Annotated in this window: 18 protein-coding genes; 14 read left to right on the top strand and 4 right to left on the bottom strand. The window is 67.9% G+C overall.

Features of this window, described 5'->3' with window-relative positions; all coding sequences use genetic code 11:
• Positions 1–60: 60 nt before the first annotated feature.
• Positions 61–993, top strand: coding sequence for an L-threonylcarbamoyladenylate synthase (locus ABLE38_RS06400; RefSeq protein WP_348973325.1), 933 nt, complete (start codon positions 61–63; stop codon positions 991–993).
• Positions 994–1,073: 80 nt separating this feature from the next.
• Positions 1,074–1,805 (top strand): aquaporin Z, encoded by a 732-nt coding sequence (aqpZ, locus tag ABLE38_RS06395; protein WP_348973324.1) that lies wholly within the window; start codon positions 1,074–1,076, stop codon positions 1,803–1,805.
• Positions 1,806–1,847: 42 nt separating this feature from the next.
• Here the strand turns inward: aqpZ and msrA are convergent, their stop codons facing one another.
• Complete coding sequence (gene msrA, locus ABLE38_RS06390) at positions 1,848–2,393, bottom strand: peptide-methionine (S)-S-oxide reductase MsrA (RefSeq protein WP_348973323.1); 546 nt, start codon at positions 2,391–2,393, stop codon at positions 1,848–1,850.
• Positions 2,394–2,462: 69 nt separating this feature from the next.
• Here msrA and galE point away from each other — a divergent pair, with 69 nt between their 5' ends.
• Genes galE through ABLE38_RS06375 form a run of 3 tightly spaced genes read left to right on the top strand, consistent with a single transcriptional unit; the run spans position 2,463 to position 3,947 of the window.
• Entirely contained in the window at positions 2,463–3,461 is a 999-nt protein-coding gene (gene galE, locus ABLE38_RS06385) for a UDP-glucose 4-epimerase GalE (RefSeq protein ID WP_348973322.1), read from the top strand.
• Between the two features lie 31 nt (positions 3,462–3,492).
• Positions 3,493–3,771, top strand: a complete 279-nt coding sequence (locus ABLE38_RS06380; RefSeq protein ID WP_348974504.1) for a hypothetical protein — start codon at positions 3,493–3,495, stop codon at positions 3,769–3,771.
• The gene (locus ABLE38_RS06375) at positions 3,675–3,947 is read left to right on the top strand and encodes a type II toxin-antitoxin system RelE/ParE family toxin (RefSeq protein ID WP_348973321.1); all 273 of its coding nucleotides are present in this window, start codon (positions 3,675–3,677) and stop codon (positions 3,945–3,947) included. The genes ABLE38_RS06380 and ABLE38_RS06375 overlap by 97 nt, the downstream gene beginning before the upstream one ends.
• Here the strand turns inward: ABLE38_RS06375 and ABLE38_RS06370 are convergent.
• Entirely contained in the window at positions 3,919–4,620 is a 702-nt protein-coding gene (locus ABLE38_RS06370; protein WP_348973320.1) for a phosphatase PAP2 family protein, read from the bottom strand. The two genes, ABLE38_RS06375 and ABLE38_RS06370, sit on opposite strands and share 29 nt — an antisense overlap.
• A 158-nt stretch (positions 4,621–4,778) precedes the next feature.
• Entirely contained in the window at positions 4,779–6,914 is a 2,136-nt protein-coding gene (locus tag ABLE38_RS06365; protein ID WP_348973319.1) for a TonB-dependent receptor, read from the bottom strand.
• A 240-nt stretch (positions 6,915–7,154) separates the two neighbouring features.
• Between ABLE38_RS06365 and ABLE38_RS06360 the strand changes: the two genes are divergently transcribed.
• The 7 genes from ABLE38_RS06360 to ABLE38_RS06330 all read left to right on the top strand — a co-directional run bounded on the left by ABLE38_RS06360 (position 7,155) and on the right by ABLE38_RS06330 (position 15,207).
• Positions 7,155–7,685: a hypothetical protein gene (locus ABLE38_RS06360; protein WP_348973318.1), complete on the top strand. Its 531-nt coding sequence runs from the start codon at positions 7,155–7,157 to the stop codon at positions 7,683–7,685.
• Between the two features lie 134 nt (positions 7,686–7,819).
• Positions 7,820–9,199, top strand: a complete 1,380-nt coding sequence (locus ABLE38_RS06355; protein ID WP_348973317.1) for a polysaccharide lyase 6 family protein — start codon at positions 7,820–7,822, stop codon at positions 9,197–9,199.
• Positions 9,199–11,394 carry an alginate lyase family protein gene (locus ABLE38_RS06350; RefSeq protein WP_348973316.1) on the top strand — a complete coding sequence of 732 codons (2,196 nt, stop codon included), beginning with the start codon at positions 9,199–9,201 and terminating at the stop codon, positions 11,392–11,394. The genes ABLE38_RS06355 and ABLE38_RS06350 overlap by 1 nt, the downstream gene beginning before the upstream one ends.
• Positions 11,395–11,398: 4 nt before the next feature.
• A complete protein-coding gene (locus tag ABLE38_RS06345; protein WP_348973315.1) occupies positions 11,399–12,694 on the top strand; it encodes an MFS transporter in 1,296 nt (431 codons plus the stop codon).
• Positions 12,691–13,443, top strand: coding sequence for a glucose 1-dehydrogenase (locus ABLE38_RS06340; protein WP_348973314.1), 753 nt, complete (start codon positions 12,691–12,693; stop codon positions 13,441–13,443). Before ABLE38_RS06345 ends, ABLE38_RS06340 begins: the two co-directional genes overlap by 4 nt.
• Before the next feature lie 34 nt (positions 13,444–13,477).
• Complete coding sequence (locus tag ABLE38_RS06335; protein ID WP_348973313.1) at positions 13,478–14,353, top strand: rhamnogalacturonan acetylesterase; 876 nt, start codon at positions 13,478–13,480, stop codon at positions 14,351–14,353.
• Positions 14,354–14,433: 80 nt separating this feature from the next.
• Complete coding sequence (locus ABLE38_RS06330) at positions 14,434–15,207, top strand: TSUP family transporter (protein ID WP_348973312.1); 774 nt, start codon at positions 14,434–14,436, stop codon at positions 15,205–15,207.
• Positions 15,208–15,268: 61 nt separating this feature from the next.
• Here ABLE38_RS06330 and ABLE38_RS06325 read toward each other — a convergent pair whose 3' ends face one another.
• Positions 15,269–16,303 (bottom strand): sugar kinase, encoded by a 1,035-nt coding sequence (locus ABLE38_RS06325; RefSeq protein ID WP_348973311.1) that lies wholly within the window; start codon positions 16,301–16,303, stop codon positions 15,269–15,271.
• Between the two features lie 130 nt (positions 16,304–16,433).
• On the opposite strand from ABLE38_RS06325, the gene ABLE38_RS06320 reads away from it, so the two are divergent.
• Together ABLE38_RS06320 and ABLE38_RS06315 are read left to right on the top strand one after the other, a co-directional pair.
• The gene (locus ABLE38_RS06320) at positions 16,434–19,334 is read left to right on the top strand and encodes a TonB-dependent receptor (RefSeq protein WP_348973310.1); all 2,901 of its coding nucleotides are present in this window, start codon (positions 16,434–16,436) and stop codon (positions 19,332–19,334) included.
• 97 nt (positions 19,335–19,431) lie between these two features.
• Positions 19,432–20,178 carry a FadR/GntR family transcriptional regulator gene (locus tag ABLE38_RS06315; RefSeq protein WP_348973309.1) on the top strand — a complete coding sequence of 249 codons (747 nt, stop codon included), beginning with the start codon at positions 19,432–19,434 and terminating at the stop codon, positions 20,176–20,178.
• The last annotated feature ends 210 nt before the right edge of the window (positions 20,179–20,388 follow it).

Genomic DNA, 20,388 nt, shown 5'->3' with positions numbered 1-20,388 from the left:
TTCGCGCCGTATAGCTCGCCCAAAGTGAGCCCGACAAATCCGCGCATCTTACCCTACGGCATGGCGGCGATCGCCGAGGCCGCCGCGCTGATTCGCGCCGGTGAATGCGTCGCGGTGCCCACTGAAACCGTCTACGGGCTCGCCGCCGACGCGACCGAGTCGCGGGCCGTGGCGGGGATCTATGCCGCCAAGGGCCGGCCGAGCTTCAACCCGCTGATCGTCCATGTGCCGGACCTGGCCGCCGCCGAGCGGATCGCGGTGTTCGACGATGCCGCGCGCGCGCTGGCGACGCGCTTCTGGCCGGGGCCGCTGACCCTGGTATTGCCGGTGCGCGCCGATGCGGGAATCGCTTCGCTGGTCACCGCCGGGCTCGATACGATTGCCATACGCGTGCCGCGCCACCGCGCGATGCAGGCGCTGCTCGAAGCGAGCGGCAAGCCGCTTGCGGCGCCCTCGGCCAATGCCAGCGGCGGCATCAGCCCCACCCGCGCGGCGCATGTCGCCAAGAGCCTTGCCGGGCGGATTCCGCTCGTGATCGACGACGGCGCGACGCCGGCGGGCGTGGAGTCGACGATCGTGATGGGCTCGACGATCCTTCGGCCTGGTCCGCTGAGCCAGGAAGCGCTGTTCCCCGGCGAAGGCCGGGGCCCAGCCGCAGAGTCCGAGTCTGGGCCCCGGCCTTCGCCGGGGAAAGGAGAGGGGGTTGCCGCACCGGGGCAGCTCGACAGCCATTATGCGCCGTCCAAGCCGGTCCGCCTGAACGTGACCGGGGTGACCGCGGGCGCATATCTGATCGGCTTCGGCGCGGTATCCGGCGACGAGACCCTCTCGGCCGGCGGCGACCTGACCGAAGCGGCCGCCAACCTGTTCGATGCGCTCCACCGTGCCGACGCGTCCGCTGCGTCCGCCATAGCGGTCGCGCCGATCCCCGAGACCGGCATCGGCGCTGCGATCAACGACCGGTTGCGCCGCGCAGCATTTCCCCGCGGCTGATCTCGGGGCTTCTCCCGATGGGCGACCCCTGGGTTCGCGGCCTATCCCGACCCGATGTTTCCCAGGCGAGGAGGGGCAGGATGCGCAACGTGCAACGCGGGCTGGCCGAACTGATCGGCACCTTCTGGCTCGTCTTCGGCGGATGCGGCAGCGCCGTGCTCGCCGCGGCGTTTCCCGATGTCGGCATCGGGCTGGCGGGCGTCAGCCTCGCCTTCGGCCTGACGGTGCTCACCATGGCCTATTCGATCGGCCATATCTCGGGATGCCATCTCAACCCGGCGGTGACCTTCGGGCTATGGGCCGGCGGGCGCTTCCCGGCGAAGGACATCCCGCTCTATGTCGCGGCGCAGGTGATCGGCGCGGTGATCGCGGCGGGGCTGCTCTGGTATGTCGCCAGCGGTGCGCCGGGCTATGCGGGCGGCCTCGCCTCGAACGGGTTCGGCGAGCATTCGCCCGGGCATTTCGCGTTCGAAGCGGGGATGACGATCGAGGTGGTGCTCACCTTCATGTTCCTGATCGTGATCATGGGCGCGACCGACAGCCGTGCGCCGGCGGGCTTTGCGCCGATCGCGATCGGGCTGGCGCTGACCCTGATCCACCTGATCTCGATCCCGGTGACCAACACTTCGGTCAATCCGGCGCGCTCGACCGGGCCGGCGCTGCTCGAGGGCGGGATCGCGCTCCAGCAACTGGTCTGGTTCTGGATCGCGCCGACGATCGGCGGACTGCTCGGCGGCTTTGCCTACAAGGCGCTGGGCGCCGAGGCCGGACAGCGCCCTGACGTGGAAGGCGAGGCGCTGCCGGCGGAATGAGCGATTCCTCCCCCGGCTTCGCCGAGGGAGAATCAAATTGGCCTAGGCCGTCGCGCCTTCCTTGCTGCGGGCGGCGAAGCTCTTGCGGAGCTTGCGCAGCTTGGGCGGGATCACCGCCAGGCAGTACGGATTGCGCTGGCCTTCGCCCTGCCAATATTCCTGGTGATAGTCCTCGGCGGGCCACCAGTCGCCGAGCGTCTCGATGCTGGTCACGATCGGTTGCGGCCAATCGGGGCGGGCGCGCTCGATCGCGGCTTCGGCCTCGGCCGCCTGCTCGGTCGAGTGCGGGAAGATCGCCGAGCGATACTGGGTGCCGATGTCGTTGCCCTGGCGGTTGAGCTGGGTCGGATCGTGCGTCGCCAGGAAGATGTCGAGGATCTCGCCATAGCTGATCTGGTCGGTATCGAAGCCGACGCGGATCGCCTCGGCATGGCCGGTCGTGCCCGAGCAGACTTCCTTGTAGGTCGGATCGGCCTTGCTGCCGCCGATATAGCCGCTTTCGACCGACTCGACGCCGATCACATCCTTGAACACGGCCTCGGTGCACCAGAAGCAGCCGCCGGCCAGCGTTGCGGTTTCAATGCTCATCGCGAACTCCTTGCTATCGACGCATAGATAGGATTGAGCGGGGCCGGAACAAAGGTCGGGATTTGAACAATGCGCGAAGGCACGGTGCTGGTGACGGGTGGGGCAGGCTATATCGGCAGCCATGCCGTGCTGGCGCTGCTCGACGCCGGCTGGAAGGTCGTGGTGGTCGACAATCTCGTCACCGGTTTCGACTGGGCGGTCGACCGCCGTGCGGCGCTGGTGGTGGCGAGCATCGAGGACGATGCGGCGGTGCGCGCCGCGATCCGCGACCATAAGGTGATCGCGATCATGCACTTCGCCGGATCGGTGGTGGTGCCGGAGTCGGTCTCGGATCCGCTCAAATATTACCGCAACAACACCGCCGCCAGCCGCTCGCTGATCGAGAGCGCAGTGGCGGAGGGCGTGAAGCATTTCATCTTCTCCTCGACCGCCGCGACCTATGGCATCCCCGAGGTCGTGCCGGTGCGCGAGGACAGCCCCAAGCTGCCGATCAACCCGTATGGCATGTCCAAGCTGATGACCGAGATCATGCTCAAGGACGTCGCCGCGGCGCATCCGATCAACTATGCGGCGCTGCGCTATTTCAACGTGGCGGGCGCCGATCCGCAGGGCCGCAGCGGCCAGTCGACCGCGGGGGCGACGCACCTGATCAAGGTCGCGGTGGAAGCGGCGACGGGCAAGCGCGCCTCGGTCGGCGTGTTCGGCACCGATTTCGACACGCCCGACGGCACCGGGGTGCGCGACTATATCCATGTCAGCGACCTGGCCGCCGCGCATGTCGACGCGCTCGACCTGCTGATCGCGCGGCCGAGCGAGAGCCACACGCTCAACGCCGGCTATGGCCGCGGCTTCTCGGTGCTGCAGGTGCTCGACGCCGTCGACCGCGTGACCAACGTGACGATCGAGCGCAAGCTCGAGGGGCGGCGCGCGGGCGATCCCGACGCGCTGATCGCCGACAACAGCGCGATCCTGGCGGCGCTGCCCTGGCGGCCGAAGCACGACGATCTCGAGGGTATCGTCAAGGATGCGCTCGCCTGGGAACGCAAGCTCGCCGAGCGCCAGGGCTGACGGGCGAGAGCGGAACTGCTATATCGGCGGCATGAGCGCCGAGCCCAGACATCCGCTGCTGCCGCCCGAGGGGGTGAGCGAAGAGGAATGGGACGCGATTTCGGAGGCCCGCGCGATGGCCGACATCGCCGCCGGTCGCGGTGTCGATCATGAATTGGTCGTCGCCTGGATGCGCAAATGGGGCACGCCCGAAGAGACGCCGATCCCGCCTGAATGGCTCGCGCAATCTGGCTGCCCGAAGCGCTTGAAGCGGTCGATGCCATTCGAGCCTATATCCAGCAGTTCGACCCGCAGGCAGCGCAGCGCGTGACCGACAGGCTGATCCGGGCGGGCTATAGCCTGCGTGATTTTCCCAGCAGGGGCAGGCCATCCGCATCCGGCCTACGCGAACTGGTGACGGTGCCGCCCTATGTCCTGCGCTATTTGGTCGTGGGCGACATGGTCTACATCGCGACGATCAAGCACGGCCCCCAGCGGCGCGGCTGAGCAATTCGAGCTCGATCCGCCACCACAGCATCGCCCAGACGCCGCCGAACGCCCAGCCGGCGAGGACGTCGCTCGGCCAGTGGACGCCGAGATAGAGGCGGCTGACGCCCACCGCGACGGTGAGGACCAGCGCGACGATCACCGCGAAGGCGCGCACGCGGCGATTTGGCAGCACGGGGAAGAGCAAGGTGGCGAGGGTGAGGTAGACGATCGCGCTGAGCGCCGCGTGGCCGCTCGGGAAGCTGCGCGAGGTCACTTCCATCAGCTGGCCGGTCAGCTCGGGGCGGGGGCGGGCAATGACGCCGCGGATCGTCTCGACCGCGACCGAGCCGAGCAGCGTGGCGCCGACCACCAGCAGCGCGGTGCGCAGCCGGCCCGCCAGGCCGAGGAAGATCGCCGCCACCAGCACGAGGAAGGTCAGCACGGTCGTGCTGCCGAGCGCGGTGACGTCGCGCACCGCGGAGGGCAGCCACGCAGGGCCGATCGGCTGGGTGGGATGGCCGGGCACGCGCATCGCCAGCAGGATCGCCTGATCGATCCGCGCGCCGTCGCCCTCGGTCAGCTCATGGCCGAACCAGATCAGGCCGAGCAGGAACAGCGCGAAACCGGCGCCGACCAGGATCGGCCAGGGCAGGCGGCGGGAGCTGGGCGGGGCTTCGGGGGGGTGCGTCATTCGACCTGCCAATAGCCAATCCTCCCCCGGAGGGGGAGGGGGACCAGCGAAGCTGGTGGAGGGGGCTTGCCACGGGCGATACCGCCTGTGGCGTTCCCTCTCCACCACCGGCTGCGCCGGCGGTCCCCCTCTCCCTCCGGGAGAGGATTGGGGTCAGATCAGATCTGCACGCGCGCGGTGACGCGGATGTCGCGGCCGGGGAGCGGGGCATAGTCCTTGAGCACGCTCGCGGCGCGGCGGGCCTCGACGTCGAAGATGTTGTTCGCCGAGAGCTGCAGGCTGGTGTTCGAGCCCGCGCCCCAGGGCTTCCACGAGACCGAGGCATTGACGAAGGTGAAGCCGTCGGTCGGCGTCTCGAAGGCAGAGATACGGGTCTGGTCGAAGACATGCTCGACTTCGCCGCGGATCGAGAAGCGGTCCGAATTGGCCTCGATCCCGCCATTGACGCGCAGCGGCGGGATGCGCGGCGCCGGGCCGTTGCCGACGATGTCGGCATGGACATAGTCGGCGAGCCCGGTCGCGTTGATCGTGAAGCTTTTCACTTCGGCGATGCGCAGCGATCCCTCGGCCTCGAACCCGTAGTAACGGGCATCGGCCTGATTGTACTGGAAGACGGGCAGGTCGTCCTGCACCGCGCCGGTCGGCGTGTCGTAGATATAGCCGGTGAACCAGTTGTAATAGGCCGCGGTCGAGAAGGCGAAGCCGTCGCCCGAGCCCTTGAACGTGGCCTCGACTCCCCAGCTCTTTTCCGATCCGAAATTGGGGTTGCCGATCTCGAACGCCTGGGTGCCGGCATGCGGGCCGTTGGCGAACAGCTCTTCCGGCGTCGGCGCACGCTCGGCGCGCGAGACGTTGACACCAAAGCGCATGCCGTCGGCCACCGCATAGCTGGCGCCGAGCGAGGCGGAGAAATTGTCGAAGCTGCGCGCATAGGCCGGGTTGCCGATATCGGCATCGGCCTGGGCGCTGACGTCGTTATGCTCGAAGCGCGCCGAGGCTTCGCCCTTGAACGGGCCGGCATCGAACGACTGGAGCGTGAACAGGTTGAACTGCTGCGCCGAATTCTTGGGCAGGAACTTCTCGTCGCCGACGACGTGCATGTCGCGCAGCGAGAAGCCGCCGCCGACCAGGCCTTCCCAGCCGCCGCGCGCGGACTGGACCAGCTCGAGCCGGCCCTCATAGCCCTGGCTGAAGAAGGTGGTGCCGACCGCGCCGGTATCCTCGATCTCCGAGTGGCGGTAGTCGGCCGCGGCCCAGCGGGTGCGCAGCTGCTTGAACAGTCCGTCGCCGATATTGACCTCGCCGCGCACGTCGACGCGGGTCTGCTGCGCGTGAAGGCGGACCTGCTCGGCCTCGACCGCGGGATCGAGCGAATAGCGGATCGGCACGCCGTAGAAGGTGTCGAAATGGCTGACCGAGAAGCCGAGATTGTTGGTGCCGTCGATGATCGCGGCGCCGCCGGCGACGTCCCAGGTCTTGGCGGCGGTGTTGGGCACCTTGCCCTTGAGGTCGGCGAGGTCCTGGATGTCGGGATCGGCGCTCGCCGCGGCCTGGGCACGCAGGTCGCGGCTGAGGACATAGCCGCCGGTGCGCATGTCGCCGGTCTGCGAGAAGCTGCCATCGGCGTGGAGGACGATCTTGCTCGCCACCGGCACGTCCGCGGTGCCCGAGACCGAGCGCTCGTCGGCGGCGCTGCCATAGCTGGCGATGCCGTCGAAATGGACGGCCTCTTCGGGCATGTGGCGCGGGATGCGGCTGTCGATGACGTTGACCACGCCGCCGATCGCCGAGGGGCCGAAGATCAGCGCGGTGGGGCCGCGCAGCACCTCGATGCGGTCGGCGGTGAGCGGGTTGATGATCGGCGCGTGATCGGCCGAGGTGTTCGACACGTCGATGCTGCCGATGCCGTCGGTCAGCAGCGGCGCGCGGGCGCCAATGAAGCCGCGCAGCACCGGGCGGGAGGCATTGGGGCCGAACGAAGTGGCGGAGACGCCCGGCTGCTGCGCCAGCGTGTCGCCGATCGTCGGGCGCAGGTCGCGGGTCAGCTCCTCCTTGGCGAGCACCGCGGTGCCGCCCAGCACGTCGGCGGTGTTGCGCGCGCGGGTGCCGGTGACGACGATCTGCGCGCCGGGCTGGTCGTGATCCTGGGCCGGCTTCGCGTCGGGGCCCGAGTCTGCCGGGGCGTCGGTGCTGGCTGCCGCGGCCGGGGCGTCCGGCGCGGCCGACTTGTCGTCGGCATAAGCGGGGAGCGCGAACAGGGCGGCGGAGGTGAGCAGCAGGGGACGCAACAACATCAAACGAATCTTCCCGGACATGGAATGCTGCGCCGCGGTAACGGCGATGTTATAAAGTATCAACTCTCTTCACATTAAATCGCGGTAATGCGTGGCCCGGCTGTGCCGGACGACCGGAGAACTGGCAGCGCCACGTATCCGGATTGTTGCAGCTGCGGAAACATTGCGATGCCGTCCAGGCGGCTAATCACGCGCGCGCACCGCGCCTAGATGCGGGGCCGATCGCAGAAGGAAATCGCAATGGCGTATCTCAATGGCGGAGCACTGCTCCTCGAGGGGCTTGGCGGCAACGCCCCGGCCACCGCGCTGCTGACCCCGCTCGAATTGCGCACGCTCCAGCTCTCGCAGGCGGACGGGCGCGCCTCGCTGCGCGCACCGCGACGGATCGAGCGGCTGGGCGCATTGCTGTTCGGTTCGCGCCGGGTATCGGGGCTCGCCAATCCCCGGCTCGAGGCGCTGCGCCGCTTCGCCATCCTCTACCGGCTCGACGGTGCCGCGCTCGACGCGGCGGAGACGGCACGGGCCGAAGCCGCCGGCTTCTCGGCCGCGGCACTCGACCAGATCCGCGGCCTGATCGATGCCCGGCCGCGCCATGCCGGGCCGCTGGTCCGCGCCGCATCGCTGCTCGCCGCGGTGGCGCTCGCCACCTTCGCCGGGCTGACTGTCTATTTCTGGCTCGCCGACGCGCTCGAGCCGGTGGTCGCGGCGATCCTGCTCGGGGCGATTGCCGTCACGCTCGCCCCACTGTTCACCAACGGCCCGCGCCGCTGACCGGAAGCGCCGAATGGTATAGAACCACTGTCTGGAATCCGGTCCGGTCAATTGGTATTTAAATTGGCTTGCACGCCCTGATCCTCACTGGTAGGCCACTCACATCGGCCATCAGAGCCGATTGGGAGGATCCGTTGCGACCTTGGGCGCTGTCGATACTGGTGGTTGCGGTCTCTGCCTGTCCGGCGGCGGCGCGCGACACGCTGGTCCACACACAGCAGGAATATGCCGCCGCGGCGAAGACGCTGGCGCCGGGCGACCGCATCTTGCTCGCCAATGGCGAGTGGCGCGACTTCGCGGTGCGCTTCTCGGGCCAGGGCAGCGAAGCCAGGCCGATCACGCTGACCGCCGAGACGCCGGGCAAGGTGATCCTCAGCGGCAAGTCGAGCCTGCGCATGGCGGGCAGCTGGCTCGTCGTTTCCAACCTGATCTTCAAGGACGGACATGGCGGCGACGAGGAGCTGATCGCCTTTCGCGACGGCACCAAGCGCTGGGCGGAGAATTCGCGGCTGACCGGCGTGGTGGTCGATAGCTATGGCCCGCCCGACGCGGCCAAGACCGATCATTGGGTGTCGCTCTACGGCCGCAACAACCGCGTCGATCACTCGCAGTTCGTCGGCAAGGCGCATGGCGGCGCGATGCTGGTCGTGGTCCGCGCGGCGAACGTGCCGCTCGATAACCACCACCGGATCGACCATAATTATTTCGGCCCGCGGCCCCCGCTCGGCGAGAATGGCGGCGAGACGATCCGCATCGGCACCAGCCAGGAATCGCAGAGCGACTCGTTCACGATCGTCGAGGACAATTTCTTCGAGCGTTGCGACGGCGAGGTTGAGATCGTCTCGATCAAGTCTGGCAAGAACATCCTGCGGCGCAATGTCGTGGTCGAGAGCCAGGGCGCGTTCGTGATGCGCCATGGCCACGGCAACACGATCGAGGACAATGTCTTCTTCGGCAATGGCGTGAAACGCACCAGCGGCATCCGGGTGATCAACAAGCACCAGCTGGTTCGGAACAACTATCTCGAAGGCGTGACCGGCGAGGGGCCGTACAGCGCGATCACGCTGATGAACGGCGTGCCCAATTCGCCGCTCAACCGCTATGTCCAGGTCGAGGATGCGCGGATCGAGCGCAACAGCGTGATCGATGCGAGCACCGTGACTCTGGGCAATGGCGCGGACCAGGAATTGTCGCTGGCGCCGGTCTCGACGCGGTTCGTCGGCAACCTGTTCGTCAACCGCAAGCGCGGCGATCCGTTCGTCGCCAAGGCGGACATCGCCGGGATCGCTTTCACCGGCAATGTCATGTCCGTGACCGGCCCCGCCGCCCTGCCCATCGCGATGGACCGCCGCCCGGTGACGCTCAAGCGCGCCGCCAACGGTCTGCTCTATCCCACCGATCCGGCACTGGCGAAGACCGGCGCGGACCGTTCGCTCAAGCCCATCGCGCGCGAGGAGACGGGTGTCTCCTGGTACGCCAAGCCCGCGGCCTCGCCGCTTCCGGGAAGCAATTGATGACTCGTATCGCGTTCCTCCTCGCCGGTTCTGTCCTGCTCGCCACGCCTGCGCTGGCGCAGACTGCGCCGGGCGCCCAGCCCACGCTGTTCCGTGCCGCGGAAATGGCGGCGACCGCCAAGGACGCCACCGCCTATCCGCTGTTCAACGCCGAGCTGAAGCGCGTCCGCCGCGAAGTCGACAAGGCGATCAAGGCCGGCGTGGTCGTGCCGGTGCCCAAGGATCCGGGCGGCGGCTACACGCATGAGCAGCACAAGCGGAACTATACCGCCATCTATGGCGCGGGGCTCCTCTTCCGGATCACCGGCGAGCAGCGTTATGCCGATTTCGCCAAGGCCGAGCTGCTCGAATATGCCAAGCTCTACCCGACGCTCGGCAACCATCCCGCGGCGAGCGACCAGCGGCCGGGGCGGCTGTTCTGGCAGAGCCTCAACGACGCGGTGTGGGCGGTCTATGCCGTGCAGGGCTATGACGCGATCCGGGACAGCCTGAGCGCCGCCGACCGCGCGACGATCGACGACAAGGTCTTCCGCCCGATGGCGACCTTCCTCTCGGCCGGCCAGGCCGAGGAGTTCGACCAGATCCATAACCACGCCACCTGGGCCTGCGCCGCGGTCGGCATGATCGGCTACACGCTGCGCGACAAGGATTTCGTCGAGGTGGCGCTCAAGGGCCTGAAGCGCGACGGCAAGTTCGGCTTCCTGGCGCAGATCGACCAGCTCTTCTCGCCCGACGGCTATTATGTCGAAGGGCCCTATTACCAGCGCTACGCGATGCTGCCCTTCGTGCTGTTCGCGCGCTTCATCGAGGCGAACCAGCCCGAGCAGAAGATCTTCCAGCACCGGGGCGGCGTGCTCCTCAAGGCGATCCGCACCTCGATCCAGACCACGTACGACGGCTTCTTCTTCCCGTTCAACGACGCGATGCCGGACAAGAGCCTGAAGACCGACGAGCTCTACCAGTCGGTCGCGATCGGCTATGAAGTGACCAAGGACCCGGCGCTACTCGCGATCGCGCAGTGGCAGGGCCGCACGACGCTGACGCCCGATGGCCTGGCAGTGGCGCGCGACCTTGCAGCGGGCAAGGCCAAGCCGTTTCCCTTCGCCTCGCAGTTCCTCAGCGACGGGCCCAAGGGCGAGATGGGAGGTCTGGCGATCATGCGCTCGGGCCCGACCGACAGCGACCAGGTGCTCGTCGCCAAGAATGCCGCAATGGGCATGGGTCACGGCCATTTCGACAAGCTGAACTGGATTCTCTACGACAACGGCCACGCCATCGTGACCGATTACGGTGCCGCGCGCTTCCTCAACGTCGAGAGCAAGGACGGCGGGCGCTACCTCAAGGAAAACGAGACCTGGGCGAAGCAGACCGTCGCCCACAACACGCTGGTGGTGAACGAGACCAGCAATTTCGGCGGCAAGTGGAAGGTCGGCGACAGCCTGGCCCCCAAGCAGCTGTTCTGGTCCTCGACCCCGCAGGCGACGGTGAGCACCGCCGAGATGGTCGGTGCGTATCCCGGCGTGCGCTATCGCCGCACGCTGATCCAGCTGCCGGTCGACGGGATCGAGAGCCCGATGATCGTCGACCTGCTCGACGTGACCGGCGACAAGCCCGCCACCTATGACCTGCCGCTGCACTATGCCGGGCAGATCACCGCGATCGGCTTCCCGCTGCAATCGAACACCGCCGATCGGCCGGTGCTCGGCAAGGCGAACGGCTATCAGCACATCTGGGTCGATGCGACGGGCACGCCGGGTGCGGCGAACGGCGCGGTCACCTGGATCAACGACAACCGCTTCTACACCTACCGGATGCTGGCGCCCGAGGGTGCCAGCGTGATCCTGGGCGAGAGCGGCGCGAACGATCCCAAGTTCAACCTGCGCCGCGAGCCGCTGCTGATCGAGCGCGTGACCGGGGCGGCCAATGCCCAGTTCGTCAACCTGCTCGAGCCGCACGGCAATTACGATGCGAGCGAGGAGAAGACCACGGCGAGCAACAGCCGCGTCAAGGGCTTCAGCCATGTCCGCAGCGGCGATGCCGACCTGGTGACGATCACGCTCGCCGATGGCCGCCGGGTGACCCTGGCGATCGCCTTCTCGGCCGATGCCGCGGCGGCGCACAGCGCGACCGTCGACGGCAGGAAGCTCGACTGGAAGGGCCATTTCGCCCGCTTCGACACGGCCAAGGGAAACTGAGCCGATGACGCGGGTCAAGGGTCTTCGCTGGTTCGTCATCGCCCTGATCGGGCTGGTGACGGTGATCAACTATATCGACCGCAACGCGCTGGCTGTGATGTGGCCGGCGGTGTCGAAGGACATCGGCGCCGACAAGGCCGACTATGCCCTGATCGTCACCGTGTTCATGGTCGCCTATGCGCTCGGCCAGTCGCTGTTCGGCAAGCTGCTCGACCGGATCGGCACGCGCATCGGCTTCGTCATCGCGATCGCGGTGTGGTCGCTGTCGATCGGCGCGCATGCGCTGGTCCGCTCGCTGGGTGCGCTGCTCTGCTTCCGCGCGACCCTGGGCGTGGCCGAGGCGGGCAACTGGCCGGGCGCGGTCAAGGCCAATGCGCTGTGGTTCCCGCCGCAGGAGCGCGCGTTCGCACAGGGCATCTTCAACGCCGGCGCAGCGATCGGCGCGATCATCGCAGCACCTGCGGTGGCGGCGCTCTACGGTTCGTTCGGCTGGCGGGCCACCTTCGTGCTGGTCGGCGTGCTCGGGCTGCTGTGGCTGGTGCCGTGGCTGCTGATCTACCGCGCCGATCCTGATCGCCATCCCTGGCTGAGCGCGGAGGAGCGCGCGCACATCGCCGCGCGTCCGGCGAGCGCCGATGCGCCCGAGGTCGCCGCGCCTGCGCCGGGCATGCTCGAGCTGCTGCGCTATCGCCAGAGCTGGGCCGTGCTGCTCTCGCGCTTCTTCCTCGATCCGGTGTGGTGGCTGTTCGTCTCGTGGCTGCCGATCTACCTGGCCGAGACCTTCGGCTTCGACGTCAAGCAGATCGGCATGTTCGGCTGGGTGCCGTTTGTCGGCGCGATGCTCGGCAGCCTGCTCGGCGGATGGTTCTCCGGCGTGCTGATCGCCCGGGGCTGGAACGCGCTGGCGGCGCGCAAGCTCGCCATCGCCATCGGCTGCGTGATCATGCTGCCGGCGCTGCTGCTCACCGCGACCGCCTCGACCCCGCTGACCGCGGTGCTGCTGATCGCGGTGATCCTGTTCGGCTTCCAGGTCGCGATCAACAACATCCAGACGATGCCGGGCGACTATTTCGCCGGTGGCGCGGTCGGCAGCCTTGCCGGCATCAGCGGCACCGCCGCGGTGGCCGGCACGCTGATCACCACCTGGCTCGTGCCGGCGATGACCAGCCAGGGCTATGCGCCGATCTTCGCACTGGCCGCGGCGCTGGTGCCGCTGGCGCTGATTTCCATCCTGATCCTCGGACGCGGCGTGCCGCGGATCGAGGGCGCAACTCCCCAGACCAAACAGGACGCAGCATGAAATTGAAGGACAAAGTCGCCATCGTAACCGGCGGCGGGCGTGACATCGGCAAGTCGGTTTCGCTGCAGCTGGCGGCCCAGGGCGCCAAGGTCGCGGTCAACTATCGCAGCGACGCCGCGGCAGCGCAGGCGACCGTCGCCGAGATCGAGGCCGCAGGCGGCACCGCGATCCTGGTCCAGGCCGACGTGACCAAGCCGGCCGACGTCGCCAAGCTGGTCAGCGAGACGACCGCCGCGTTCGGCGAGCGCGTCGACGTGCTGGTCAACGTCGCGGGCGGCATGGTCGCCCGCAAGACGCTGGCCGACATGGACGAGGCGTTCTTCGACCATGTCATGGAGCTCAACCTCAAATCGACCTTCCTGGTCACCAAGGCAGTGCTGCCGCATCTCGGTGAGGGCAGCGCGATCGTGAACCTGTCGTCGCTCGCCGGGCGCGACGGCGGCGGGCCGGGCGCGTCGATCTACGCCACCGCCAAGGGCGCGCTGATGACCTTCACCCGCAGCATGGCCAAGGAGCTGGGCCCGCAGGGCATCCGCGTCAACGCGCTGTGCCCGGGCCTGATCGGCACCAGCTTCCACGACACCTTCTCCAAGCCCGAGGGCCGCAAGGCGACCGCCGGCAACACGCCGCTGCGCCGCGAGGGGCATCCGGACGAAGTGGCGTCGGCGGTGGTCTTCCTCGCGACGAGCGACTCCGCGTTCCTGACCGGGGTCAACATGGACATCAACGGCGGCCTCGCCTTCTCCTGATCGAGGGAAAGAAGGCCGCAACTGGGAGGGTAAAATGCTCAAACTAGCAATCACGCTGGCCGCATTGGCGGCACTGCCGGGGGCGGCCTTCGCCCAGACGTCGGAGGCGCAGCCTTCGCTCGACAAGCGGGAGAAGCGCGTCGATGCGCCGCCGATCTCCGCCTACAAGATCATCCTGGTCGGCGATTCGACGATGGCGCCGGGCAGCGGCTGGGCGTCGGTGTTCTGCGCCTACCACGTCAAGTCGAGCGTCGCCTGCCTCAACCTCGGCCGCGGCGGCCGCTCGACGCGCAGCTACCAGGCCGAGGGCTCGTGGAAGATCGCGCTGAGCGAGGCTTCGGCGCAGGGCTATGCGAAGAAGTACGTCCTGATCCAGTTCGGTCATAACGACCAGTCGACCAAGGCCGAGCGCTGGACCGACCTCAACACCGACTTCCAGTCCAACCTCAAGCAGATGGTGCTCGACGTCCGCGCCGCCGGCGCGGTGCCGGTGCTGGTGACGCCGCTGTCGCGCCGCGAGTTCCGCGGCGGCAAGCTCAACAACACGCTCGCCGCCTGGGCCGATGCGGTGCGCAAGATCGCGCTCGAGACCAGGACCCCGGTGGTCGAGCTCAACCGCGACAGCGCCAAGGCCGTCGAGCAGCTCGGGCCCGTCGAGGCGATGAAGCTGGCGATGGCCGAGCCGCTGCCCGAGGAAGTCGCCGCGGCCAAGGCGGGCACCACGCTGCGCCCGCGCCCCGCGCCCGAATCGACGCCTGCCACCGGCCCCAAGATCGGCCCGCGCGGGCGGACGATCGAGAAGTTCGACTATACCCATCTCGGCGAAGTCGGCGCCAAGGCGATGGCCAAGATCGTCGCCTATGACCTGGCCGTCGCCGTTCCCGAATTGAGCAGCCAGCTGCTCCCCTGAGCTCCGTCCCTGGGGCGCGGCCGGCTTGCCTGGCCGCGCCCCTCTTTTTTGTCGGGCGGCGCTGCCCTATCGGGCCGGCAATGCATCTCACCCCCGACATCCTCGCCTTCCTCATCACCATGGCGCTGCTCGCCGGCACGATCGACGCGATGGCGGGCGGGGGCGGGCTGATCTCGCTGCCCGCGCTGCTCGCCGCGGGCATTCCGCCGGTCTCGGCGCTCGCCACCAACAAGCTCGCCAGCGCCTGCGGCACCGGATCGGCGCTGCTCACCTATGCGCGCGCCGGCCATGTCGACTTCCGGCGCTTCGTCGTGCCCGCGCTCGGCGCGTTCCTGGGCGCGGCGGCGGGAGCGACTGCGGTCCAGCATCTCGACCCCAGCTTCCTTGCCGCCTTCGTGCCGGTGCTGCTGATCCTGATGGGCTGCTATTTCCTGCTCGCGCCCAGGATGAGCGAGGCGGACCGGCACGCGCGGATCGGGCCGGCGGCACTGACTGCGATCGTCACCGCCATAGGCTTCTATGACGGGTTTTTCGGCCCCGGCACCGGATCGTTCCTCACCACCGTGCTGGTCGCGCTCGCCGGGCTGGGGCTGGTGCGCGCGATCGGCACCACCAAGTTCCTCAACCTCGCGACCAACCTGGCCGGGCTGCTCGCGATGATCCTGGGCGGGCACATGCTGTGGGGACTGGCGGTGGCGATGGCGGCGGCGAACATCTGCGGCAACCAGATCGGCGCGCGGCTGGCGATCCGCTTCGGCGGCAAGGGCGTGCGGCCGCTGCTGGTGATCATGTCCGCCGCGTTGACGGTGAAGCTGCTGGCGGACCCGGCCAACCCGATCTGGGGATGGTTCTGAGCTGCTCTCCTTCTGTCATCCCGGCGCAAGGCCGGGGTGACGGCCGGGGTGGGAGGCCAAATCAGCGCTTCACATCCGTGCCTGCGCCCGAGAAGCCCTCGACGTCGGCGCGAGTGAACAGCGCCATGTCGCCGGGGACGCTGTGCTTGAGGCAGGCGAGCGCCAGGCCGAGCGCGGCGGCGCGCTCGGGCGCCTCGCCTTCGAGCAGGCCGTGGAGCACGCCCGCGGCAAAGGCGTCGCCGCCGCCGATCCGGTCGACGATGCCGGGCATCACGATCTCGGGCGTTTGGAAGCCGGTGGCGGGGGTGTCGATGCGCGCCGCCAGGCGGTGGCAGTCGCTGGTCTCGACATGGCGCGCAGTGGACGCGATCCATTGGAGGTTGGGAAAGGCGGCGAACCCGGCCAGCGCCGCCTCGCGCCGCCGCGCCTCGCCGTCGCCCGAAAAGGGCTGGCCGAGCAACAGCGCCATGTCGCGGTGGTTGGCGAAGAACAGATCGGCTTCGCGGACCAGCCCGGAGAGGATGCCGCGCGGATCGCTGTCCCAGCTCTCCCACAGCGCCGGGCGGTAATTGCCGTCGAACGAGATGCGCAGGCCAAGCGCCCGCGCCGCGCGCATCGCGGCCTGGGTGGCGCGCGCCAGGCTGGGGCCGAGCGCCGGGGTGATGCCCGAGACATGGAGCCACTCGGCGCCCTCGAACGCCGCGGACCAGTCGAAGCCCGACCAGTCGAACACGGCGAAGGCGCTGCCGGCGCGATCGTAGAGGATCTCGGAGGCGCGCAGCGACCCGCCGGGCGCGAGGAAATAGAGGCCCTGGCGGCCAGGCGCGCGCCGGCTGCGGCGCAGGTCGACGCCTGCGGCGCTGAGCGCGCGCCAGGCGCCGTCGCCGAGCGGATTGGCAGGGATCGCCGAGACCAGCCCGGCAGCGTGGCCGAGCGCCGCCAGCGCCGCGATCACATTGGCCTCCGCACCGCCGACATGGAGATCGAGCGCCGCTGCCTGCGGGAGCTGGATGCGACCCTGGGTCGCGAGCCGGGTCATCACTTCGCCGAAGCCGATGATTCGCACTGGTCCGCTACTCGCCCGTTCCCCTGCCATCCAATCCTCCTGTCCCGTTTTCTGGCGCCGCACTAAGCGGATTGGAGAATTGGTATCAAGATAGCATTGACATCATCCGGACCGCTGGTACCTAGAATTGGTATAAAACATAGAATTGGGGAGGATTTGAATGGCTAGGGTCTCCATCCGTCCGCGCGCGCGTGCCCGGTTTGCGCTGCTGGCAGGGGCTTCGCTCTTCGCGGCGCTGACCGCTGCGCCGGCCTTCGCGCAGGACAGCACGCCGCCCCAGGCGGAGACTCCCGAGGCCGCCGCGCCCGAGCAGAGCCAGGAAGACCAGATCGTCGTCACCGCGATCCGCGAGACGATCCAGAGCTCGATCCAGTCCAAGCGCGATGCCGATGCGATCGTCGATGCGGTCTCGTCCAAGGAGATCGGCGAGCTGCCCGGCCAGTCGGTCGGCGAAGTGATCGCGACGATCACCGGAGCCACGATCGACCGCGCCAATTACGGCCCGACCGAAGTCTCGATCCGCGGCCTGGGCTCGGGCCTGAGCCTGACCACGCTCAACGGGCGCGAGGCGACCAACGGCTCGGGCGACCGCGCCGTGAATTTCGGCCAGTTCCCGTCCGAGCTGTTCAACGCGATCAAGATCTACAAGACGCAGCAGGCGAACCTGATCGAAGGCGGCGTCGCCGGCTCGATCATGCTCGAGACGCGCAAGCCGCTCGACTACAAGCGCCGCCAGATCCAGGCCGAGATCAAGGGCAACTACAATCCCTATCAGGACCGGATCGACGGCCAGAGCCCCTATGGCTACCGCGCCACGCTCAGCTATATTGACCAGTTCGACGCCGGCGACCTCGGCAAGATCGGCGTCTCGATCGGCTATCAGCGCAACGACGTGAGCGATCCGGTCGAGCGCTTCTACACCAGCTCGACCTGGTTCACCTGCAATGCCGCCGTGGTCTCGACCACCAACTGCACCGAAGTGACGCGCCAGCAGGGCAATTCGGGCACGCCCTTCTACCACGCGTCCAACTCATACCTCTATCGCCAGATGATCACCTCGGACCTGCGCAACGCGGTGTTCGGTGCGCTCCAGTGGCAGCCGAGCCCGACGATCGACGTCAATCTCGACCTGCAATATTCGCGGCGCCAATATAGCGAGGAACGCCACGACTTCGGCACCGCCGAGGGCCGCTACAACCTCCATAATGTCGTGATCGGCGACAACCACCAGCTGCTCTCGGCCGATGGCTCGGCGACGATGCAGGTCCAGTCGGCGCTGTTCCAGCGCGACGAGAAATATCTGGGCTTCGGCGGCAATGTCGAGTGGAAGCCGAGCGACCGCCTGACGGTGACCGCGGACTTCGGCTATTCGCACACCAAGCGCCTGGACATCACCCGCACCTCGCGCCTGCGCACCGATCCGTTCGACATCTACGGCGTGCGCACGGCGATCAACAACCAGCGCATCCCCTATCATGTCGACTTCACGCAGAGCTTCCTGCCGGTCTTCACCTATGACAGCCGCTTCAACCCGAGCGACTATACCGCGTTCAGCGACGACGCGCAGTTCACCCGCTCGCAGGACGGCCGCGACGACGAGATCTATTCGGGCCGGTTCGACGCGAGCTACAAGCTCGGCGGCTTCATCCAGCGGATCGAGGTCGGCGGGCGCTGGGCGCAGCGCAAGTTCTTCGGCTACAGCAACGACAAGATCCTCACCCAGGACAGCCTGGCGGTGGACCGCGCGGTCAACCTGGCGTGCCGCACGCCTTTCGCTCAGCGCAACTTCCTGGCCGACGCGCCGAGCCCGAGCATCGGCAGCTTCGCGACCTTCGACGTGCTCTGCCAGTTCCGCAACTATCTGGGCACCGAGGATCCGGGCAACACCGGCGACCTGCGCTCGGTCGACAATTCGGACGTCACCGAACAGACCTGGGCCGGCTATGCGATGGCCAGCTTCTCGGGCGACATCCTGGGCGGGCTGGGCGTGCGCGGCAATTTCGGCGTGCGCGGCGTGCACACCCAGGTGACCTCGCGCGGGCTTCGCGCCGCGCTCAACGTGATCCCGGTCGCCGGCGGCGGCATCCGCCTCGAGGCCGATGCGACCAACTACACGGCCACCGAAATCACCTCGAGCACGATGCGCTGGCTGCCGAGCATCAACGCGATCTTCGACCTGTCGCCGAAGATGCGCATTCGCACTGGCATCTACCGCGCGATGTCGCGGCCGGCGCCGAGCGCGCTGGGCGCCGGGCGGGACATCACGCTGGCGACCGAGGATGTGCCGGGCCAGGGCTTCCCGACGGTGGAGGATGCGATCGGCTCGATCATCGCCACCGGCAGCCCGCGGCTGAAGCCGACCATGTCGTGGAACGGCGACCTGGCGTTCGAATATTATGCCAACAAGGACACGCTGTTCGCAGCGACGGTCTATTACAAGAAGTTCACCGGCGGGAAGATTCCGATCACCACCGACGAGGCCTTCACGATCGGCGGCCAGGACTATCTGGTGCCGGTCACCCAGACGACCAACAGCAGCGACAAGACCGATCTGTACGGCCTCGAGCTGACCGCCTCGAACCAGTTCACCTGGCTGCCGCATCCGCTCGACGGGCTGGGCGTGAAGCTGAGCTACAACTATGCCTGGTCGAACTACAAGACGCAGGACATCCGCTACGGCGACATCATCGACAGCGCGACCGGCGACGTGGTGCCCGGGCTGATCCCGGCGGCGGGGCTGAGCGGCTATTCGAAGCACGTCTTCTCGGCCCAGGCATTCTACGAGATCGGGCCGATCGCGCTGCAGGGCATCTATCGCTACCGCTCGCGCTACTATCAGGCGTTCACCACCGACAATACGCAGCTGCGCTATGTCGAGGGCAACAATACCTTCGATGCGAACATCAGCTACAAGCTCAACAAGCAGGCAGATATCCGCTTCCAGGCGCTCAATCTCTTCAACGAGCCGCGCGTCGAGTACATGCCGGTGGTCGGCAGCACCCGGAACGTGGAATATTATGGCCCGCAATATTTCCTGAGCTTCCGCTTGCGCCTGCGCTGAGCAGGGCGGCGGCGCCGGTGCGGACCAATTGCCTATTCCAAACAGGCGCGGTCTGGGGCATTGCAGGTGACCAGACCAAGTAAACCGAGGGCCCTTTATGGCTGAACGCCGTCTCTTCCAGGATATCGCCGAGCGTATCGCGGCGATGATCGCGGAGGGCACTTTCCCTCCCGGCTCGCGGTTGCCCGGCGAGCGCGAGATGGCGGAGCGGCTGGGCGTGAGCCGGGTGACGATCCGCGAGGCCGAGATCGCGTTGCAGGCGCAGGGGCTGGTGCGGATCAAGACCGGATCGGGCGTCTATGTCTGCGACCGGGGCGAGCAGGCCGCCGGCGCGCTGCCGGTGGTGAGCGCGTTCGAGCTGACCGAGGCGCGCTCGCTGTTCGAGTCCGAAGCCGCGGCGCTGGCGGCGCCGACGATCAGCGACGAGCAGATCGAAGTGCTGGAGGCGCTGGTCGCCGCGATGTCCGAGGCCGAGGAGGGCAGCACCGCCGCCACCGAGGCGGACCGCGCCTTCCACCTGACGATCGCCTCCGCCTCGGGCAACCAGGCGATCATGTTCGTGATCAATACATTGTGGCGGATGCGCACCGAGATCCCCGAGATCTGCGCGCTCCACGCCTCGGTCTGCCACAAGGACGAGGACACGCGGCACGACGAGCATGCCGCGGTGCTCGAAGCGCTCAAGCAGCGCGATTCGGTCGCGGCGCGCACGGCGATGCGCAAGCATTTCAGCCGGCTGCTAGAGGCGATGCTCAAGGCATCGGAGGAGCGCGAGATCCTCGAGCTGCGCCGCAAGGCCGAGGCAAGCCGCAACCGCTTCCTGATCAGCGCCCAGCTGAGCTGAACGGCCTTTCCGTCGAGGCGCAGAACCCGGATCGCCGCGCGGGCCGCGGCGCGATGGGCGCGCGCCTGTGCGGCGCATGTGGCCTGACCAATACTTGACTCCGCGCTGAAACTGCGCACTATTGGCATGACACTGGTAACCAAGACATCTGACAACAAGATGCCCGGTGCGGGGAGAGAGTGACCATGGCCAGATATGCGACGCCTGTGC

Source organism: Sphingomonas sp. KR3-1 (genome assembly GCF_040049295.1).
Taxonomy (GTDB): Bacteria; Pseudomonadota; Alphaproteobacteria; order Sphingomonadales; family Sphingomonadaceae; genus Sphingomonas.
The sequence above is the reverse complement of the archived record's forward strand: the minus strand, read 5'-3'. Positions and strand labels throughout refer to the sequence as shown.

What these genes read in the sequence shown, in the direction of transcription:
- ABLE38_RS06400 (WP_348973325.1), top strand. Translation starts at nt 61, where the DNA reads ATGGCGGCGATCGCCGAGGCCGCCGCGCTGATTCGCGCCGGTGAATGC.
- aqpZ (WP_348973324.1), top strand. Translation starts at nt 1,074, where the DNA reads ATGCGCAACGTGCAACGCGGGCTGGCCGAACTGATCGGCACCTTCTGG.
- msrA (WP_348973323.1), bottom strand. Translation starts at nt 2,393, where the DNA reads ATGAGCATTGAAACCGCAACGCTGGCCGGCGGCTGCTTCTGGTGCACC.
- galE (WP_348973322.1), top strand. Translation starts at nt 2,463, where the DNA reads ATGCGCGAAGGCACGGTGCTGGTGACGGGTGGGGCAGGCTATATCGGC.
- ABLE38_RS06380 (WP_348974504.1), top strand. Translation starts at nt 3,493, where the DNA reads ATGAGCGCCGAGCCCAGACATCCGCTGCTGCCGCCCGAGGGGGTGAGC.
- ABLE38_RS06375 (WP_348973321.1), top strand. Translation starts at nt 3,675, where the DNA reads ATGGCTCGCGCAATCTGGCTGCCCGAAGCGCTTGAAGCGGTCGATGCC.
- ABLE38_RS06370 (WP_348973320.1), bottom strand. Translation starts at nt 4,620, where the DNA reads ATGACGCACCCCCCCGAAGCCCCGCCCAGCTCCCGCCGCCTGCCCTGG.
- ABLE38_RS06365 (WP_348973319.1), bottom strand. Translation starts at nt 6,914, where the DNA reads ATGTTGTTGCGTCCCCTGCTGCTCACCTCCGCCGCCCTGTTCGCGCTC.
- ABLE38_RS06360 (WP_348973318.1), top strand. Translation starts at nt 7,155, where the DNA reads ATGGCGTATCTCAATGGCGGAGCACTGCTCCTCGAGGGGCTTGGCGGC.
- ABLE38_RS06350 (WP_348973316.1), top strand. Translation starts at nt 9,199, where the DNA reads ATGACTCGTATCGCGTTCCTCCTCGCCGGTTCTGTCCTGCTCGCCACG.
- ABLE38_RS06345 (WP_348973315.1), top strand. Translation starts at nt 11,399, where the DNA reads ATGACGCGGGTCAAGGGTCTTCGCTGGTTCGTCATCGCCCTGATCGGG.
- ABLE38_RS06340 (WP_348973314.1), top strand. Translation starts at nt 12,691, where the DNA reads ATGAAATTGAAGGACAAAGTCGCCATCGTAACCGGCGGCGGGCGTGAC.
- ABLE38_RS06335 (WP_348973313.1), top strand. Translation starts at nt 13,478, where the DNA reads ATGCTCAAACTAGCAATCACGCTGGCCGCATTGGCGGCACTGCCGGGG.
- ABLE38_RS06330 (WP_348973312.1), top strand. Translation starts at nt 14,434, where the DNA reads ATGCATCTCACCCCCGACATCCTCGCCTTCCTCATCACCATGGCGCTG.
- ABLE38_RS06325 (WP_348973311.1), bottom strand. Translation starts at nt 16,303, where the DNA reads ATGGCAGGGGAACGGGCGAGTAGCGGACCAGTGCGAATCATCGGCTTC.
- ABLE38_RS06320 (WP_348973310.1), top strand. Translation starts at nt 16,434, where the DNA reads ATGGCTAGGGTCTCCATCCGTCCGCGCGCGCGTGCCCGGTTTGCGCTG.
- ABLE38_RS06315 (WP_348973309.1), top strand. Translation starts at nt 19,432, where the DNA reads ATGGCTGAACGCCGTCTCTTCCAGGATATCGCCGAGCGTATCGCGGCG.